This window comes from Kocuria sp. KKT182 (assembly GCF_055635395.1).
The window spans coordinates 196,327-213,276 of record NZ_CM145757.1; the positions used below are offsets into that span (position 1 = coordinate 196,327).

General features: G+C 68.3%; 10 protein-coding genes, 3 rRNA genes and 1 pseudogene. 11 read left to right on the forward strand and 3 right to left on the reverse strand.

Features of this window, described 5'->3' with window-relative positions; genetic code table 11:
• Positions 1–102 precede the first annotated feature (102 nt).
• From ACZ2G1_RS00865 to ACZ2G1_RS00880, 4 genes are all read left to right on the forward strand, one after another.
• A 16S ribosomal RNA gene (locus tag ACZ2G1_RS00865) occupies positions 103–1,628 on the forward strand.
• 589 nt (positions 1,629–2,217) lie between these two features.
• Positions 2,218–5,346: ribosomal RNA gene (locus ACZ2G1_RS00870) — 23S ribosomal RNA — on the forward strand.
• Positions 5,347–5,577: 231 nt separating this feature from the next.
• Positions 5,578–5,694 (forward strand): 5S ribosomal RNA (gene rrf, locus ACZ2G1_RS00875).
• Together the 16S, 23S and 5S rRNA genes form the textbook arrangement of a ribosomal RNA operon.
• A 238-nt stretch (positions 5,695–5,932) precedes the next feature.
• Positions 5,933–6,415 carry a GyrI-like domain-containing protein gene (locus ACZ2G1_RS00880; protein ID WP_470377334.1) on the forward strand — a complete coding sequence of 161 codons (483 nt, stop codon included), beginning with the start codon at positions 5,933–5,935 and terminating at the stop codon, positions 6,413–6,415.
• Positions 6,416–6,448: 33 nt separating this feature from the next.
• Here the strand turns inward: ACZ2G1_RS00880 and ACZ2G1_RS00885 are convergent.
• The 3 genes and pseudogenes from ACZ2G1_RS00885 to ACZ2G1_RS00895 form a co-directional block, all read right to left on the reverse strand.
• Positions 6,449–6,649, reverse strand: a pseudogene (locus ACZ2G1_RS00885) (transcription initiation protein); the annotation flags it as partial.
• A 199-nt stretch (positions 6,650–6,848) separates the two neighbouring features.
• Positions 6,849–8,087 carry a dicarboxylate/amino acid:cation symporter gene (locus ACZ2G1_RS00890; RefSeq protein ID WP_109223005.1) on the reverse strand — a complete coding sequence of 413 codons (1,239 nt, stop codon included), beginning with the start codon at positions 8,085–8,087 and terminating at the stop codon, positions 6,849–6,851.
• A gap of 83 nt (positions 8,088–8,170) precedes the next feature.
• Positions 8,171–9,166: a hypothetical protein gene (locus ACZ2G1_RS00895; RefSeq protein WP_470377335.1), complete on the reverse strand. Its 996-nt coding sequence runs from the start codon at positions 9,164–9,166 to the stop codon at positions 8,171–8,173.
• A gap of 12 nt (positions 9,167–9,178) precedes the next feature.
• Here ACZ2G1_RS00895 and ACZ2G1_RS00900 point away from each other — a divergent pair, with 12 nt between their 5' ends.
• From ACZ2G1_RS00900 to ACZ2G1_RS00930, 7 genes are all read left to right on the forward strand, one after another.
• Positions 9,179–10,231, forward strand: coding sequence for a hypothetical protein (locus ACZ2G1_RS00900; RefSeq protein ID WP_211309947.1), 1,053 nt, complete (start codon positions 9,179–9,181; stop codon positions 10,229–10,231).
• The gene (locus ACZ2G1_RS00905; protein WP_126350059.1) at positions 10,224–11,228 is read left to right on the forward strand and encodes an HAD-IIA family hydrolase; all 1,005 of its coding nucleotides are present in this window, start codon (positions 10,224–10,226) and stop codon (positions 11,226–11,228) included. Before ACZ2G1_RS00900 ends, ACZ2G1_RS00905 begins: the two co-directional genes overlap by 8 nt.
• Positions 11,225–11,479, forward strand: a complete 255-nt coding sequence (locus ACZ2G1_RS00910) for a hypothetical protein (RefSeq protein WP_109244423.1) — start codon at positions 11,225–11,227, stop codon at positions 11,477–11,479. Before ACZ2G1_RS00905 ends, ACZ2G1_RS00910 begins: the two co-directional genes overlap by 4 nt.
• Positions 11,476–12,222 (forward strand): TlyA family RNA methyltransferase, encoded by a 747-nt coding sequence (locus ACZ2G1_RS00915; protein WP_109244424.1) that lies wholly within the window; start codon positions 11,476–11,478, stop codon positions 12,220–12,222. The genes ACZ2G1_RS00910 and ACZ2G1_RS00915 overlap by 4 nt, the downstream gene beginning before the upstream one ends.
• Before the next feature lie 123 nt (positions 12,223–12,345).
• Positions 12,346–13,407: an NAD kinase gene (locus ACZ2G1_RS00920; protein ID WP_081615829.1), complete on the forward strand. Its 1,062-nt coding sequence runs from the start codon at positions 12,346–12,348 to the stop codon at positions 13,405–13,407.
• Positions 13,404–15,116 (forward strand): DNA repair protein RecN, encoded by a 1,713-nt coding sequence (gene recN, locus ACZ2G1_RS00925; protein ID WP_035924075.1) that lies wholly within the window; start codon positions 13,404–13,406, stop codon positions 15,114–15,116. Before ACZ2G1_RS00920 ends, recN begins: the two co-directional genes overlap by 4 nt.
• 54 nt (positions 15,117–15,170) lie before the next feature.
• On the forward strand, positions 15,171–16,895 hold the full coding sequence (locus ACZ2G1_RS00930; protein ID WP_368828456.1) for a CTP synthase: 1,725 nt from the start codon (positions 15,171–15,173) through the stop codon (positions 16,893–16,895).
• The last annotated feature ends 55 nt before the right edge of the window (positions 16,896–16,950 follow it).

Here is a 16,950-nt window from a genome sequence, read left to right on the forward strand (position 1 = left end):
GTTGATACCGGATGTTTTATTCGGTTGATTGGTTGTCGCCGTCCTGCCTCCGTGGGGTGGTGGCGACATTTTCAGCCGGGGTTTGATGTTTTCGTTGTTTTTTTGACGGAGAGTTTGATCCTGGCTCAGGACGAACGCTGGCGGCGTGCTTAACACATGCAAGTCGAACGATGATGCCCAGCTTGCTGGGCGGATTAGTGGCGAACGGGTGAGTAATACGTGAGTAACCTGCCCTTGACTCTGGGATAAGCCTGGGAAACTGGGTCTAATACTGGATACTACCTCTTACCGCATGGTGGGTGGTGGAAAGGGTTTTACTGGTTTTGGATGGGCTCACGGCCTATCAGCTTGTTGGTGGGGTAATGGCTCACCAAGGCGACGACGGGTAGCCGGCCTGAGAGGGTGACCGGCCACACTGGGACTGAGACACGGCCCAGACTCCTACGGGAGGCAGCAGTGGGGAATATTGCACAATGGGCGGAAGCCTGATGCAGCGACGCCGCGTGAGGGATGACGGCCTTCGGGTTGTAAACCTCTTTCAGTAGGGAAGAAGCGAGAGTGACGGTACCTGCAGAAGAAGCGCCGGCTAACTACGTGCCAGCAGCCGCGGTAATACGTAGGGCGCAAGCGTTGTCCGGAATTATTGGGCGTAAAGAGCTCGTAGGCGGTTTGTCGCGTCTGCTGTGAAAGCCCGGGGCTCAACCCCGGGTCTGCAGTGGGTACGGGCAGACTAGAGTGCAGTAGGGGAGACTGGAATTCCTGGTGTAGCGGTGAAATGCGCAGATATCAGGAGGAACACCGATGGCGAAGGCAGGTCTCTGGGCTGTTACTGACGCTGAGGAGCGAAAGCATGGGGAGCGAACAGGATTAGATACCCTGGTAGTCCATGCCGTAAACGTTGGGCACTAGGTGTGGGGGACATTCCACGTTTTCCGCGCCGTAGCTAACGCATTAAGTGCCCCGCCTGGGGAGTACGGCCGCAAGGCTAAAACTCAAAGGAATTGACGGGGGCCCGCACAAGCGGCGGAGCATGCGGATTAATTCGATGCAACGCGAAGAACCTTACCAAGGCTTGACATTCACCGGACCGCCCCAGAGATGGGGTTTCCCTTCGGGGCTGGTGGACAGGTGGTGCATGGTTGTCGTCAGCTCGTGTCGTGAGATGTTGGGTTAAGTCCCGCAACGAGCGCAACCCTCGTTCTATGTTGCCAGCACGTGATGGTGGGGACTCATAGGAGACTGCCGGGGTCAACTCGGAGGAAGGTGGGGATGACGTCAAATCATCATGCCCCTTATGTCTTGGGCTTCACGCATGCTACAATGGCCGGTACAAAGGGTTGCGATACTGTGAGGTGGAGCTAATCCCAAAAAGCCGGTCTCAGTTCGGATTGAGGTCTGCAACTCGACCTCATGAAGTCGGAGTCGCTAGTAATCGCAGATCAGCAACGCTGCGGTGAATACGTTCCCGGGCCTTGTACACACCGCCCGTCAAGTCACGAAAGTTGGTAACACCCGAAGCCGGTGGCCTAACCCCTTGTGGGAGGGAGCCGTCGAAGGTGGGACTGGCGATTGGGACTAAGTCGTAACAAGGTAGCCGTACCGGAAGGTGCGGCTGGATCACCTCCTTTCTAAGGAGCCGTTGACTACCGTGTGGTGGTCGCCCCCGCCCTAGTGCCCGTCCGTGGTGCTGGTGGGGTGAGCTCATGGGTGGAATATCAACGAGCAAGTGGCCGCACTCCTCCTGTGCTTCCCGGGTTCCGATCCGGCGGGTGTGGGGGTTGCCGGCCGGGTCGGGTCCTAGTACCTGTCCCACCGTGGTGGGCCCTGTGGGGTTCCTCCGGTGTGGGTGGTGGAAGAGAGCCGGTCCGGTGGTGGGTGTGGTCCGTGGCGCACTATTGGGTCCTGAGACAACAGGCCCTGTCCCCTTTGGTGGGGGTGGGGGTGTTGTGTCGCAGGTTCCCGGCGTCCTGCCGGTGGTCGTGTTCCCGTTAGGGGGTGCAGCCACCAGTGTGCAGGGTGTGCGGGTTGTTGTTTGAGAACTGTATAGTGGACGCGAGCATCTTAAGAACAGGTGCCGCAGGCAGCCGGGCGTCGCTCCCTTCGCGGGGGGTGTGTCTGGTGGGTTGTGGTGCCGTGTTCGTGATTGATCGCCGAGATACCGCTGCCGTACCCCGTTGGGGTGTGGTGGTGGTGGTATCGGTGTGTTCTGTGATCATGTGGCAAGTTTTTAAGGGCGCACGGTGGATGCCTTGGCATCAGGAGCCGATGAAGGACGCGGTAATCTGCGATAAGCCTCGGGGAGCTGATAAACGAGCTGTGATCCGAGGGTCTCCGAATGGGGAAACCCCACTACGTGTTATGCGTGGTGACCCGCACCTGAATTCATAGGGTGTGTGGAGGGAACGTGGGGAAGTGAAACATCTCAGTACCCACAGGAAGAGAAAACAACAGTGATTCCGTCAGTAGTGGCGAGCGAACGCGGAAGAGGCCAAACCGATGGTGTGTGATACCCGGCAGGGGTTGCATCATCGGGGTCGTGGGGCGTGTCGTCCCGGGTCTGCCGGCCCGGGCGTGTGAGTGCAGGGCGATAGTCGAACCGGTGTGAGTGCCGGACCGGAGAGGGTGAGAGTCCCGTAGACGAAATCGTTGCTGCCGCACGGTACGCGTACCCAAGTAGCACGGGGCCCGAGAAATCCCGTGTGAATCTGCCAGGACCACCTGGTAAGCCTAAATACTACCTGATGACCGATAGCGGACCAGTACCGTGAGGGAAAGGTGAAAAGTACCCCGGGAGGGGAGTGAAATAGTACCTGAAACCGTGTGCCTACAAACCGTCGGAGCCCTACAAGGTGACGGCGTGCCTTTTGAAGAATGAGCCTGCGAGTTAGTGTTACGTCGCGAGGTTAACCCGTGAGGGGTATCCGTAGCGAAAGCGAGTCTGAACAGGGCGAGTGAGTGGCGTGATCTAGACCCGAAGCGAAGTGATCTACCCATGGCCAGGTTGAAGCGCGTGTAAGAGCGCGTGGAGGACCGAACCCACTTCAGTTGAAAATGGAGGGGATGAGCTGTGGGTAGGGGTGAAAGGCCAATCAAACTTCGTGATAGCTGGTTCTCCCCGAAATGCATTTAGGTGCAGCGTTACGTGTTTCTTGCCGGAGGTAGAGCTACTGGATGGCCGATGGGCCCTACAAGGTTACTGACGTCAGCCAAACTCCGAATGCCGGTAAGTGAGAGCGTAGCAGTGAGACTGTGGGGGATAAGCTTCATAGTCGAGAGGGAAACAGCCCAGACCACCAACTAAGGCCCCTAAGCGTGTGCTAAGTGGGAAAGGATGTGGAGTTGCTTAGACAACCAGGAGGTTGGCTTAGAAGCAGCCATCCTTGAAAGAGTGCGTAATAGCTCACTGGTCAAGTGATTCCGCGCCGACAATGTAGCGGGGCTCAAGTACACCGCCGAAGTTGTGGCATTGCACCAATGATACCCAACCGGTCTTCGGGCCGGTTCAGGTGGTGCGATGGGTAGGGGAGCGTCGTGTGGGCAGTGAAGCTGCGGGGTGACCCAGTGGTGGAGCCCACACGAGTGAGAATGCAGGCATGAGTAGCGAATGACGGGTGAGAAACCCGTCCGCCGGATGATCAAGGGTTCCAGGGTCAAGCTAATCTGCCCTGGGTCAGTCGGGACCTAAGGCGAGGCCGACAGGCGTAGTCGATGGACAACGGGTTGATATTCCCGTACCGGCGAAGAACCGCCCCTATCGAACCGGGGACACTAACCACCCGAACCGGGCCATGCGGTGACCATTGGTCGCCGCCGGCTCCGGGGAGCGTGGGACCTGAACCGGGGAGGTAAGCGTATTAACAGGTGTGACGCAGGAAGGTAGCCGAGCCGGGCGATGGTAGACCCGGTCTAAGCGTGTAGGGCGATCCGTTGGCAAATCCGCGGATCATTGAGCCTGAGACGTGACGGGACCCCCATTCGTGGGGGGATTCGGTGATCCTATGCTGCCGAGAAAAGCATCGACGCGAGGTTCCAGCCGCCCGTACCCCAAACCGACACAGGTGATCAGGTAGAGAATACTAAGGCGATCGAGAGAATCATGGTTAAGGAACTCGGCAAAATGCCCCCGTAACTTCGGGAGAAGGGGGGCCCCGACCGTGGACACCACTTGCTGGTGCGAGCGGGTAAGGGCCGCAGAGACCAGGGGGAAGCGACTGTTTATCAAAAACACAGGTCCGTGCGAAGTCGCAAGACGATGTATACGGACTGACTCCTGCCCGGTGCTGGAAGGTTAAGAGGACCTGTTAGCCTCACGGCGAAGCGGAGAATTTAAGCCCCAGTAAACGGCGGTGGTAACTATAACCATCCTAAGGTAGCGAAATTCCTTGTCGGGTAAGTTCCGACCTGCACGAATGGAGTAACGACTTCCCCGCTGTCTCAACCATGAACTCGGCGAAATTGCAGTACGAGTAAAGATGCTCGTTACGCGCAGCAGGACGGAAAGACCCCGAGACCTTTACTATAGTTTGGTATTGGTGTTCGGTGTGGCTTGTGTAGGATAGGTGGGAGACGGTGAAGCGGGCACGCCAGTGCACGTGGAGTCAACGTTGAAATACCACTCTGGTCACTCTGGACATCTAACTTCGGCCCGTGATCCGGGTCAGGGACAGTGCCTGATGGGTAGTTTAACTGGGGCGGTTGCCTCCTAAAGAGTAACGGAGGCGCCCAAAGGTTCCCTCAGCCTGGTTGGCAATCAGGTGTCGAGTGTAAGTGCACAAGGGAGCTTGACTGTGAGAGCGACAGCTCGAGCAGGGACGAAAGTCGGGACTAGTGATCCGGCGGTACATTGTGGAATGGCCGTCGCTCAACGGATAAAAGGTACCTCGGGGATAACAGGCTGATCTTGCCCAAGAGTCCATATCGACGGCATGGTTTGGCACCTCGATGTCGGCTCGTCGCATCCTGGGGCTGGAGTTGGTCCCAAGGGTTGGGCTGTTCGCCCATTAAAGCGGTACGCGAGCTGGGTTCAGAACGTCGTGAGACAGTTCGGTCCCTATCCGCTGCGCGCGCAGGAAATTTGAGAAGACCTGTCTTTAGTACGAGAGGACCGGGACGGACGAACCTCTGGTATGGCAGTTGTACCGCCAGGTGCACCGCTGCTTCGCTACGTTCGGAAGAGATAACCGCTGAAAGCATCTAAGCGGGAAGCTCGCTTCGAGATGAGATTTCCATACACCATTTGGTGTGAGAGGCCCCCAGCTAGACCACTGGGTTGATAGGCCGGAGGTGGAAGCACGAACCAACGACGTGTGCAGCCGACCGGTACTAATAAGCCGACAACTTACACCACACCCCCACCCCCCAACACGTGTTGGGAACGAAGGGTGGGGTCACCACAGAACACCGCGTCCACTATACGGCTCCCAACCAACAACCCACCCGTCGCTCTGGCGGCGGGCACAGGGAACCGCAATTGAATACCGCCCACCACGGGCGGACAACCACAGTGACTTACCCACCCCGTACACCGGCCCACGGCCGGCACGCCCCAGCGGCGAACACGGGGTCGGGCACCAGAGTTACGGCGGTCATAGCGTGGGGGAAACGCCCGGTCCCATCCCGAACCCGGAAGCTAAGACCCGCAGCGCCGATGGTACTGCACCCGGAAGGGTGTGGGAGAGTAGGACACCGCCGGACCACACCACCAGGGTCGAGCCCCCGCACCACACGGTGCGGGGGCTCCCCGCATTTAACACCCATCATCCAGCACGAGCTCTACGGCACAGGCCCTCATCCCACGGTGAGGGCCTGTGCTCATCCTTGGGCCCCGCTGCCGCCGGCGAGCGAGCCGGACCCGCGGTACGGCCGCCGCTCCACGGACCGACCGCTGTCCGTCACAGAAGCGCGATTCCGGCCGTCGGCGGATAATGCGGGCATGGATACGACCGACCATGAGTCCCAGACCCCGAGGGTGATCGAGCAGGACGAGCAGCCCACGGCGGTGGTGACGGGAACGGTGGCCATGGGCGAGCTGCGGGAGTTCTTCGACCGCGCCTTCGGCGAACTGGGACAGGCGATGTCCGACGGGGCGTTCGAGCCGACAGGTCCGCCGATGGCCGTCTACCACGGGGTTCCGGCGGAGACGGTCCACCTGGAGGTGGGTTTCCCGGTGCAGGGGGAGGTCTGCCCGAAGGGCGCAGTGGTGGCGGGCCGGCTGCCCGCCTCTCGCGTGGCGACGTCCGTGCACCGCGGCAACTACGACGACCTCGGGCGATCCTGGCAGCACCTGGCGGAGTGGGCGGGGCATCAGGGCCTCTCCCTCGGAGACCGCATGTGGGAGGTCTACGTGACCGAGCCGCGGCCGGGGGACGACCCTGCCGACATGGTCACCGAGCTCCACTGGATGCTGCGCCCCTGATGTCCCGCGGGCCGCTCGGCCCACGGCCGGGGAAGGCCTCGTGCCCTCGGCGACGGTGCCGTCGGCGTCCACGAGCACCGGGTCCACGTCTTCGTCGATCCCGCCGCCGAAGACGTACACGCCCGCCGCCTTGGCCTCCTCGATGACGGCGTGCGAGGCCTCCACCACCGCCTCGAAATCCTCCTCGGGGACCACCATGGCCTCACTCGGGAACGAGATCAGGTACTTCGTCATGGAAGGACTCCTCTGCTCCGGCGGCGCCGTCCCTCTGCTCCTCGGCGGGGCACCGCACGGGTGCCCCGCCCGATGATGGCTCCGACGCCGGACCTCGGGTCAAGGCGGAGCTTCGGGAACGATCCGCAGCATCCGGTCGAAGGAGACCGACCGAGCGGGCGCTGCGGGGCCCCGCCCCGCAGCGGAAGGAACCGGACGACTACCGAGCGGTGTGTGCGTCCGACAGCGTCAGCTCCGCCGGGTTCTCCTGTGCGGATCCGGTCGCGGTGTGCCGGCCGATGAGCTTGTTCATGACCACGGCGATGGCACCGTCCCCGGTCACGTTCGTCGCGGTGCCGAAGGAGTCGATGGCGATGTACGTGGCGATCATCAGGGCCACCGCGGTCTCGTCGAAGCCGAGCATGCCCTGGAGCAGACCCACGGCGGCCATGATCGCGCCGCCGGGAACGCCCGGGGCGGCGACCATCGTGATCCCCAGCATGAGGATGAAGCCCACGTAGGCCACGTCGTCGACGGGGGTGCCGGTGATGGTCATGACGGCCGTCGAGAACAGCACGATCTTCAGCGTGGACCCGGCGAGGTGGATCGTCGCGCTCAGCGGGATCACGAAGCCTGCCACGGACGGACGGACGCCGTTGGCCTCCGCGCACCTCAGGGTGACCGGGATGGTCGCGGCGGAGGACGACGTGCCCAGCGCTGTGGCGTAGGCCGGCAGCATGTTCTTCAGCAGGGTCGCGGGGTTGCGGCCCACGTAGATCCCCGCGACGACGTACTGGGCGACGAGCAGCACGACGGACAGGGCCAGGGCGACGAGCACCACCTTCGAGAAGGTGGCGACGACCACCAGGATCTGTCCGTTCATGGTGAGGCCCATGAACATCCCGAAGATGTAGAGGGGCAGCAGCGGGATGATGACCAGCTCCACGATGCGCATGATGATCCGGCGCAGGTCGTCCATGCTCCGGTGGAGGGTGTCACCCGGTATGAGGGTGATGCCCACCCCCAGGCAGAAGGCCAGGAGAAGCGCTGTCATGACGCCGAACACGGGTTCCATCTCGAGCGTGAAGAAGCCGGCGAGGGCGCTCTCCTCCGGGTTGGCCAGGGCGTCGACGTCACGCTCCCCGGCCAGCAGCCACGGGTATCCGGCGCGGGCGACGGCGAAGGCCAGCAGACCGGAGAGGACGGTGGAGGCGTACGCGATGGCGGCGGTCACGCCGAGCCACTTGCCGGCCCCTCTGCCGAGGTCGCCGATGGCCGGGGTGACGAGACCGACGATCAGCAGCGGGACGATGAAGCCGAGGAAAGCGCTGAAGAGGCCGTTGAACGTCAGGAAGACTCGGGCGAGCGGTTCGGGAAAGAACAGACCGCAGGCGACGCCCAGGACGATGCCGAGCAGCACGCGCACCAGGAGGTGGGACGTGAGGGGTTTTTTGGACATGAGCCCATCATCCGACGAGGGAGCGGCCGGGGACGAATCGGGACAGAGGGTCGTCGGACCTGCTTATACAATGGGAACGATCATCATGGCGGACCGTTCTCCGGCCACCGCCGACATCCACGAGAGCCGACCGGCACCGCGTCGGCACAGAGGAGCGGTACGTGTCCGAGTCTTTCCAGCACGGGTCCCGGGACGAGCGTCGGAACGGACATTCCGGCGACCGCCGGTCCGGCGGAGGAGCCGGGCGCGAGGGCGACCGGTCCGGCGCCCAGCCCCGACGCCGTTTCGACGAGGGGCGGCGCGGTCCGGCTCGCGACGGCGAGGCGCGCGGACGCAACTCCCAGGACCGCGGAGCCGCCGACCGGCCCGGCCGCGACCGTCAGGACGACCGTCGTGGCGGGTACGCGCCGCGAGGCGACCGGCGGGACGACCGGCAAGGTGATCGTCGCGGAGGCTACAGCGACGACCGCCGGCGTGATGACCGTCAGGGTGAGCGGGGGCCGCGTCGTGAGGGCGAGGGCTACCGCGGTCGCCGCGACGACCGCCAGGACGAGCGTCGCGGTGGCTACGCCCCGCGCGGTGACCGGCGCGATGACCGGCAGGACGACCGTCGTGGCGGGTACGCCCCGCGCGGTGACCGGCGTGACGACCGGCCGGGTGAGCGGGGGCCGCGTCGTGAGGGCGAGGGCTACCGCGGTCGCCGCGACGACCGCCAGGACGAGCGTCGCGGTGGCTACGCCCCGCGCGGTGACCGGCGCGATGACCGGCAGGACGACCGTCGTGGCGGGTACGCCCCGCGCGGTGACCGGCGTGACGACCGGCCGGGTGAGCGGGGGCCGCGTCGTGAGGGCGAGGGCTACCGCGGTCGCCGCGACGACCGCCAGGACGAGCGTCGCGGTGGCTACGCCCCGCGCGGTGACCGGCGGGACGACCGGCAAGGTGACCGTCGCGGAGGCCACGGCGACGACCGCCGCGGCGGGTACGCGCCGCGAGGTGACCGACGCGGCGGGTTCCCGGACCGCGACGAGGGCTACCGGGGCCGGCGTGACGACCGGGACGACGTCTCGACCCACCGTCACCGGGCGCCCGAGGTGGACGAGGACATCACGGGTCGTGAGCTCGACAAGCCGACCCGTGCCCAGCTGGGGGCGCTCGAGCCGCGCAACGCCGAGGCCGTCGCCAAGCACCTGGTCATGGCCGGGCGCTACCTGTTCGACGTCCCCGAGCTCGCGCTCGAGCACGCGCTGGCGGCGGGACGGCGCGGCGGCCGCATCGCCGCCGTGCGGGAGGCGACCGGCGTCGCGGCGTACGAGGCGGGTGACTACGCACTGGCGCTCAAGGAGCTGCGCACGTTCCGCCGGATGACCGGAGCCGACATCCACCTGCCCCTGATGGTCGACTGCGAGCGGGCCCTCGGACGCCTGGACAAGGCCGTGGAGCTCGCGACGTCCGAGGCCGTGCAGTCGCTCGAGCCCAGCGAGAAGGTGGAGCTGGCCATCGTGCTGGCCGGCATGCGCCGGGACCAGGGGGACGCCCAGGGTGCGGTGGACGCGCTGACCATTCCGCAGCTGGACAGGAACCGGGGCTTCCCCTACAGCCCCCGGCTGTTCCGCGCCTACGCCGAGGCCCTCCGGGGCGTCGGGAGGGACCGCGAGGCCCTGACCTGGGACCGGCAGGCCGTGGTGGCCGAGGCCGCCCTCGGGACGGGGCAGTTCGCCGAGCCGGAGATCGTCGACTTCGACGACGAGGAGGAGACCGAGCAGGTGCCGGCCGGCGGCGTCGTCCTGGCCGACGCCGAGGACACGGCCCAGGACCCGACCTCGGACCCGGCGGACGCACCGGCCGCAGACGCGGCCGAGGCCTCCGGCGACGATCCGGGCCTCGACCCCGACGGCGGGGCGGACGACGAGAGCGAGGACGTGCTCGACGAGGGCACCGAGGAGGAACCGGACCTGGATCCGGACGACGAGGCGGAGGGCTCGGAGCACGACCTGGACCCGGACGACGACTTCGAGGGCGGCTCCGAGGCCGACCTCGACCCGGACGACGACGAGGATCTCACCGACCTCGACGGCGACGACGCGAGTGACGACGAGCGTGACGAGGCGAGCGACGGCACGGACGGCGGCCCGCGGCGTGGCTGAGCGGCTGCTCGACCGGTACGACGCCGTCCTGAGCGATCTGGACGGCGTCGTCTACGCCGGCCCGCACGCCATCCCCGGCGCACCGGAGGTCCTCCGCCGGATCGCCGCGGACGGCGTGCCCGTGGTGTTCGTGACGAACAACGCCTCGCGCTCCGTCGCGACGGTCGCCGAGCACCTGACGGACCTGGGCGTACCCACGGGCCCGGACGGCGTGGTGAGCGCCGCGCAGGCGGGAGCCGAGCTCCTGGCGCAGCGGGTCCCGGCCGGCACCGCGGTGCTCGTCACCGGTTCCCAGGCCCTGGCCGACGTCGTCGCGGAGGCCGGGCTGGTCCCGGTCCGCGCCCAGTCCGACGAGCCCCGCGCCGTGATCCAGGGCTTCGACCCCGGCCTGGGCTGGGCCGAGCTGGCCGAGGCCGCGTACACGCTGGCCGACCCGGACGTGCTGTGGGTCGCGACCAACACCGACCGCACCATTCCGCAGGCCCGCGGTCTGGCGCCCGGCAACGGCACGCTCGTGGCCGCCGTGGCGGCCACGACGGCGCGGCCGCCGGTCGTGGCCGGCAAGCCGGAGGCCCCCATCTTCCGCACCGCCGCCGAGCGGGCGGGCAGCGCCCGGCCCGTGGTGCTGGGGGACCGGCTGGACACCGACATCCGGGGCGGCAACGCCGCCGGCTTCGCGACGATCGCGGTCCTCACCGGGGTGGACACCGTGCACACGATCCTCGCCGCGTGCAGCGCGGAGCGCCCGGACCACGTCGTCGGGACCCTGCACGCGCTCTTCGAGCCGTATCCCGAGGTCGAGGTCTCGTCCTCCGCCGGAGCGCACTCCGCGCGCTGCGGAGCGGCGGAGGCCGAGACCGACGGCACGCGGCTGCGGATCCGCGGCGCCCAGGACGACCTCGACGCCTGGCGGGCCGCGTGCGCGGCCTGGTGGGCGGCGCACCCCGACACCGACGTCCCCGTGGTCCCGGACCCCGAGTGGGAGGCGGGCGAGTGACCGGGGGCGCCGGGGCGCAGCGCCCGGCCGGGGACGACGGCGCAGCCCTGCGCCCGACCGGTCACGCCCGGGTGGACGCCGTGCTGGACCGTGCCGGTGAGCTGGAGGCGCTGCCGGTCGCGGAGCACCCCGGCCGCTACGACGAGCTGCACGCGGCACTCGTCGCCGAGCTCGACGCCGAGCCCGGCACGGTCCCCGCCGGCCTCGTGCCGCGACCCGGCACCGGACAGGAGGAGGCGGCGCACCGGTGAGCTCCCGTCTCGACCAGGAGCTGACCGCGCGGGCGCTGGCCCGCTCCCGCACGGTCGCCGCCCGGTGGATCGGCGAGGGCCGTGTCCTCGTGAACGGCCGCCCCGCGACCAAGCCCTCCGTCCGGGTCGGCCCCGAGGACCTGCTGGAGGTCCGGCCCGCGGACGTCCCGGACTACGTCAGCCGGGCCGGGCACAAGCTCGCCGGAGCGCTCGCGGCCTTCCCGGCCATCGGCGTGGGGGGCAAGCGGTGCCTCGACGCCGGCGCCTCGACGGGCGGGTTCACCGACGTGCTGCTGCGACGGGGCGCCCGGGAGGTGGTCGCCGTGGACGTGGGCCACGACCAGCTCGACCCCTCGCTCCGGGCCGACCCCCGGGTGAGGGTGCTGGAGGGCATGAACGTGCGCTGGATGCGCCCCGAGGACATCGGCGGCCCGGCGGAGCTCACGGTCTGCGACCTGTCCTTCATCTCGCTCACCCTGGTCCTGGAGCCGCTGGCGGCGGCCACGGTGCCGGGCGGTGACCTCGTGCTCATGGTCAAGCCGCAGTTCGAGGTCGGTGCCGAGCGCCTCGCGCGCACGGGGGTGGTCACGAGCGAGCAGGAGCGGGCCCGGGCCGTCGAGGCCGTGGCCGCCGCCGCCCGGGCCCACGGACTGTCGGTCCGGGGCCGGGAGCGCAGCCCGCTGCCGGGCCAGGACGGCAACCACGAGTTCTTCCTGTGGTGCCGCCGGGACCAGCCGTCCTGACTGTCCCCGCCCTCGCGTAGGGTGGTGAGCGGTGCCCGGTCCGCGGGCACGGCGTGCGCCACGGGCCGGTCCCGGTCCTGACGACGCCCGCGCGCACCGAGCAGTCGAGAACGGGAGGACCCGGTGAGCAGAAAGATCCTGGTCATGGCCCACATGGGCCGGCAAGAGGCCAAGGACGCCGCCCGCGACTCCTGTCTCCAGCTGCACGAGGCCGGCCTGGTGCCGGTGATCTCGCGGGCGGACCTCGAGGCGCTCCAGGAGGACGCGGAGCCGCTCGCGCCCGTGGAGGTCATCGAGGAGGACGTCTCCCTGCGGGAGATCGAGCTCGTCATGGTGCTCGGCGGGGACGGGTCCATCCTGCGCGCCGCCGAACTGGTGCGCAGCGTTGACACCCCGCTGCTCGGGGTCAACCTGGGCCACGTGGGCTTCCTCGCCGAGAGCGAGCGCTCCGACCTGCGCGAGTCCGTGGAGGCCATCGTGGACGGGCGCTACACGGTGGAGCAGCGCATGACGATCGACGTCACCGTGTGGCAGGGCGAGAAGAAGGTCCTGCACACCTGGGCGCTGAACGAGGCCTCGGTGGAGAAGGGCGACCGCGAGAAGATGGTCGAGGTGGTCATCGAGGTGGACCGCCGGCCGCTGAGCACCTTCGGGTGCGACGGTGTGGTCCTCGCCACCCCGACCGGATCCACCGCCTACGCGTTCTCCGCAGGCGGGCCCGTGGTGTGGCCAGAGGTCGAGGCGCTGCTCATGGTGCCCCTCAGCGCCCACGCCCTGTTCTCCCGGCCCCTGGTCATCTCCCCGAACTCCATGATGGCCGTCGAGGTCCTCACCCGCACCGACGCCCGCGGCGTGCTGTGGTGCGACGGCCGCCGGACCACCGAGCTGCCGCCGGGCTCCCGGATCGAGGTGGTGCGCTCCCCGAAGGCGGTCAATCTCGCGCGGATGCACCTCACCCCCTTCTCGGAGCGGCTCGTGCGGAAGTTCGAGCTGCCCACGAGCGGCTGGCGGGGGCCGGTGCCCCCGCACGAGGCGGCCGCGGCGCGGACCACGGCCCTGCCCGTCGTCCGCGGCGACGAGGCGCAGGAGCAGCAGAAGTCCACCGTCGGGCACGAGATGCCGCACGAGCCGGACGCCCCGGCGCCCACCGTACCCACGACGAGTCCGGGGAGGCCGGCTGAATGATCGAGGAGATCCGCATCCACGACCTCGGGGTCATCACCGACGCCGTGCTGCCCCTCGGCCCGGGGCTAAGCATCCTCTCCGGTGAGACCGGCGCGGGCAAGACCATGGTGGTGACCGCCCTCGGGATGCTGCTGGGCAACCGCTCCGACGCCGGCGCCGTGCGCTCCGGGGCGCCCAAGGCCGTCGCCGAGGCCGTCGTGCGGGTGCCGGCCGGCCATCCCGCCGCGGTCCTCGTCGAGGACGCCGGCGGCGCGGTCGACGTCGAGGCCGTCGGGGACGCCGAGGAGGCCCTCGTCACCGTCGCGCGGACGGTGACCGCGGAGGGGCGCAGCCGCGCCCACGTCGGTGGCCGCTCCGCTCCCGTGGGCACCCTCTCCGCGGTGGGCCAGACCCTGGTGGCGGTGCACGGCCAGTCCGACCAGCTGCGGCTGAGGTCCCCGGCCGCCCAGCGCCACGCCCTGGACCAGTACGCGGGGGAGGAGCTGGCCGCCGAGCTGCGCCGCTACCGGGAGCGCCTCGCCGAGTACCGCTCCGTGCAGCAGACCCTGCGCGAGGTCACCGAGCACGGCCGCGAACGCGCCCTCGAGGCGCAGAGCCTGCAGGGCGCCCTCGAGGAGATCGACGCCGTGGACCCCCAGCCCGGCGAGGACGAGCGCCTCGACCAGGAGAGCCAGAAGCTGACCAACCTCGAGCAGCTGCGCGCCGCCGCCCTCACTGCCCACGCCGCTCTGAGCGGCGGGGAGTTCGCCGACGCCGACACCCCGGACGCGACCGCCCTCGTGGCGGCGGCGCACCGGGCCCTGGAGCAGGAGGCCGGCTCCGACCGTGATCTCGAGGAGCTCTCGGGGCGGGTCGCCGAGCTGGCCGTGCTCGTCAACGACATCGCCGCGGACCTCTCGGGATACGCCTCGGGGCTCGACGACGAGGGCCCCGCCCGCCTGGCCGAGGTGGAGTCCCGGCGGGCCAAGCTCAAGTCCCTGACCCGCAAGTACGGCGCCACCGTGGACGAGGTCCTCGACTGGGCGGGGCGCTCGCGGGCGCGCCTCGACGAGCTGACGGACGACCCCGCGCGGGAGCAGGAGCTCCGGGCGCGGCTCGAGCAGCTGCACGCCGAGCTGAGCGAGCTGGCCGCGCGGATGACCGAACGGCGCCGGGACGCCGCCCACCGGCTCTCCGGGGCCGTCAGCTCCGAGCTCACGGCACTGGCCATGCCCAACGCCTCCCTCGTCATCGAGGTCGAGCCCACCGAGGAGTTCTCCGGCCACGGGAGGGACGAGATCTCGTTCCTGCTCAGACCGCACGCCGCCGCCGCGCCCCGGCCCCTCGGCAAGGGCGCCTCCGGCGGTGAGCTGTCCCGTCTCATGCTCGCCATCGAGGTGGTCCTCGCCGCCGTGGACCCTGTGCCCACCTTCGTCTTCGACGAGGTGGACTCGGGGGTGGGCGGCAAGGCCGCCGTGGAGATCGGCCGCCGGCTGAAGATGCTCGCCCAGCACGTCCAGGTCCTCGTGGTGACGCACCTGCCGCAGGTCGCGGCGTTCGCCGACCAGCACATCCTCGTCACCAAGAGCACGGACGCCACGGTCAGCGACGTGCGCGTGCTCGACGCGGAGGAGCGCGTGGTGGAGCTCGCCCGCATGCTCGCCGGCCACGAGGACTCCGCGGCGGCCCGTGAGCACGCCCGGGAGCTCGTCCGTGGCGCGGTGCTCTGAGGTGCCGCCGCCCGGTGATCCCCAGCACGCAACCGACGTCCTGAGCGGACAAGAATGATAGGGTCGAATTCCGTGGTGAATGCAAACGAAGCCGCCCACGAGGCCGGCGCACAGCAGACCGAAAACCAGCGACCGGGCAAGGTGACCCGCCAGATCTTCGTGACGGGCGGCGTGGCCTCCTCCCTCGGCAAGGGCCTGACGGCCTCGTCCCTCGGGATGCTGCTGCGGGCGCGCGGGCTCTCCGTGACGATGCAGAAGCTGGATCCGTACCTCAACGTCGATCCGGGCACCATGAACCCCTTCCAGCACGGCGAGGTCTTCGTGACCGACGACGGGGCGGAGACCGACCTCGACATCGGCCACTACGAGCGGTTCCTCGACGAGAACCTCGACGCCTCGGCGAACGTGACCACCGGACAGGTGTACTCCACGGTCATCGCCAAGGAGCGCCGCGGCGAGTACCTCGGGGACACCGTCCAGGTCATCCCCCACATCACCGACGAGCTGAAGAACCGCATGCGCCGCCGCGCGCAGGGCGACGACCAGCCGGACATCATCATCACCGAGATCGGCGGCACGGTCGGCGACATCGAGTCCCAGCCGTTCCTCGAGGCCGCGCGGCAGGTCCGCCAGGACGTCGGCCGCCGCAACGTGTTCTACCTGCACGTCTCCCTGATCCCGTACATCGGTCCTTCGGGCGAGCTGAAGACCAAGCCGACCCAGCACTCCGTGGCGGCGCTGCGCGGGCTCGGCATCCAGCCGGACGCGCTGGTGCTGCGCTCCGACCGGCAGGTGCCGGACACGATGCTGCGCAAGATCGGCAACGCCTGCGACGTCGACCACGACGCCGTGATCTCCTGCCCCGACGCCCCGAGCATCTACGACATCCCCCGGACCCTGCACAGCCAGGGGCTCGACACCTACATCCTCGACTACCTGGGGCTGGACTACCGGGACGCGGACCTGGCGCAGTGGGAGCGGCTGCTCAAGGCCGTGCACGAGCCCTCCCACTTCGTCACGGTGGCCATGGTCGGGAAGTACATCGACCTGCCTGACGCCTACCTGTCGGTCTCCGAGGCCCTGCGGGCCGGCGGCTTCGCCAACGACGCCCGCGTGAAGATCAAGTGGGTGGCCTCGGACCTGTGCGAGACGCCGGAGGGCGCCCAGCGCGAGCTAGGCGACGTCGACGCGATCTGCGTCCCCGGGGGCTTCGGCATCCGCGGCATCGAGGGCAAGCTTGGCACCCTGCGCTTCGCCCGGGAGCACCGCATCCCGACCCTCGGGCTGTGCCTGGGCCTGCAGTGCATGGTCATCGAGTTCGCCCGCTCGGAGCTCGGCCTGGCGGGGGCCTCCTCGACCGAGTTCGAGCCGGAGACCGCCCACCCGGTCGTGGCGACCATGGACGAGCAGAAGCAGTTCGTCGAGGGTGCCGGTGACCTGGGCGGCACCATGCGGCTCGGCCTCTACGACGCGCAGCTGCGGCCCGGGTCCGTCGTGGCCGGCGCCTACGGCTCCACCGAGGTCAAGGAGCGCCACCGTCACCGCTACGAGGTCAACAACGAGTACCGCGAGCGCCTCGAGGAGGCGGGGCTCGTGATCTCCGGGACCTCTCCGGGCGGCACCCTCGTGGAGTTCGTGGAGCTGCCCGCCGACGTCCACCCGTACTACGTGGGCACCCAGGCGCACCCCGAGCTCATGTCCCGCCCGACCCGCCCGCACCCGCTGTTCGACGGGCTCGTCAAGGCGGCCCTCGAGCGCCGTCAGGCCGAGGGCCGCTGAGCCCCCGCCCGTCACCGCACGGGCGTCCCGGTGCAGGCGCCGGTCCTCGCGAGGA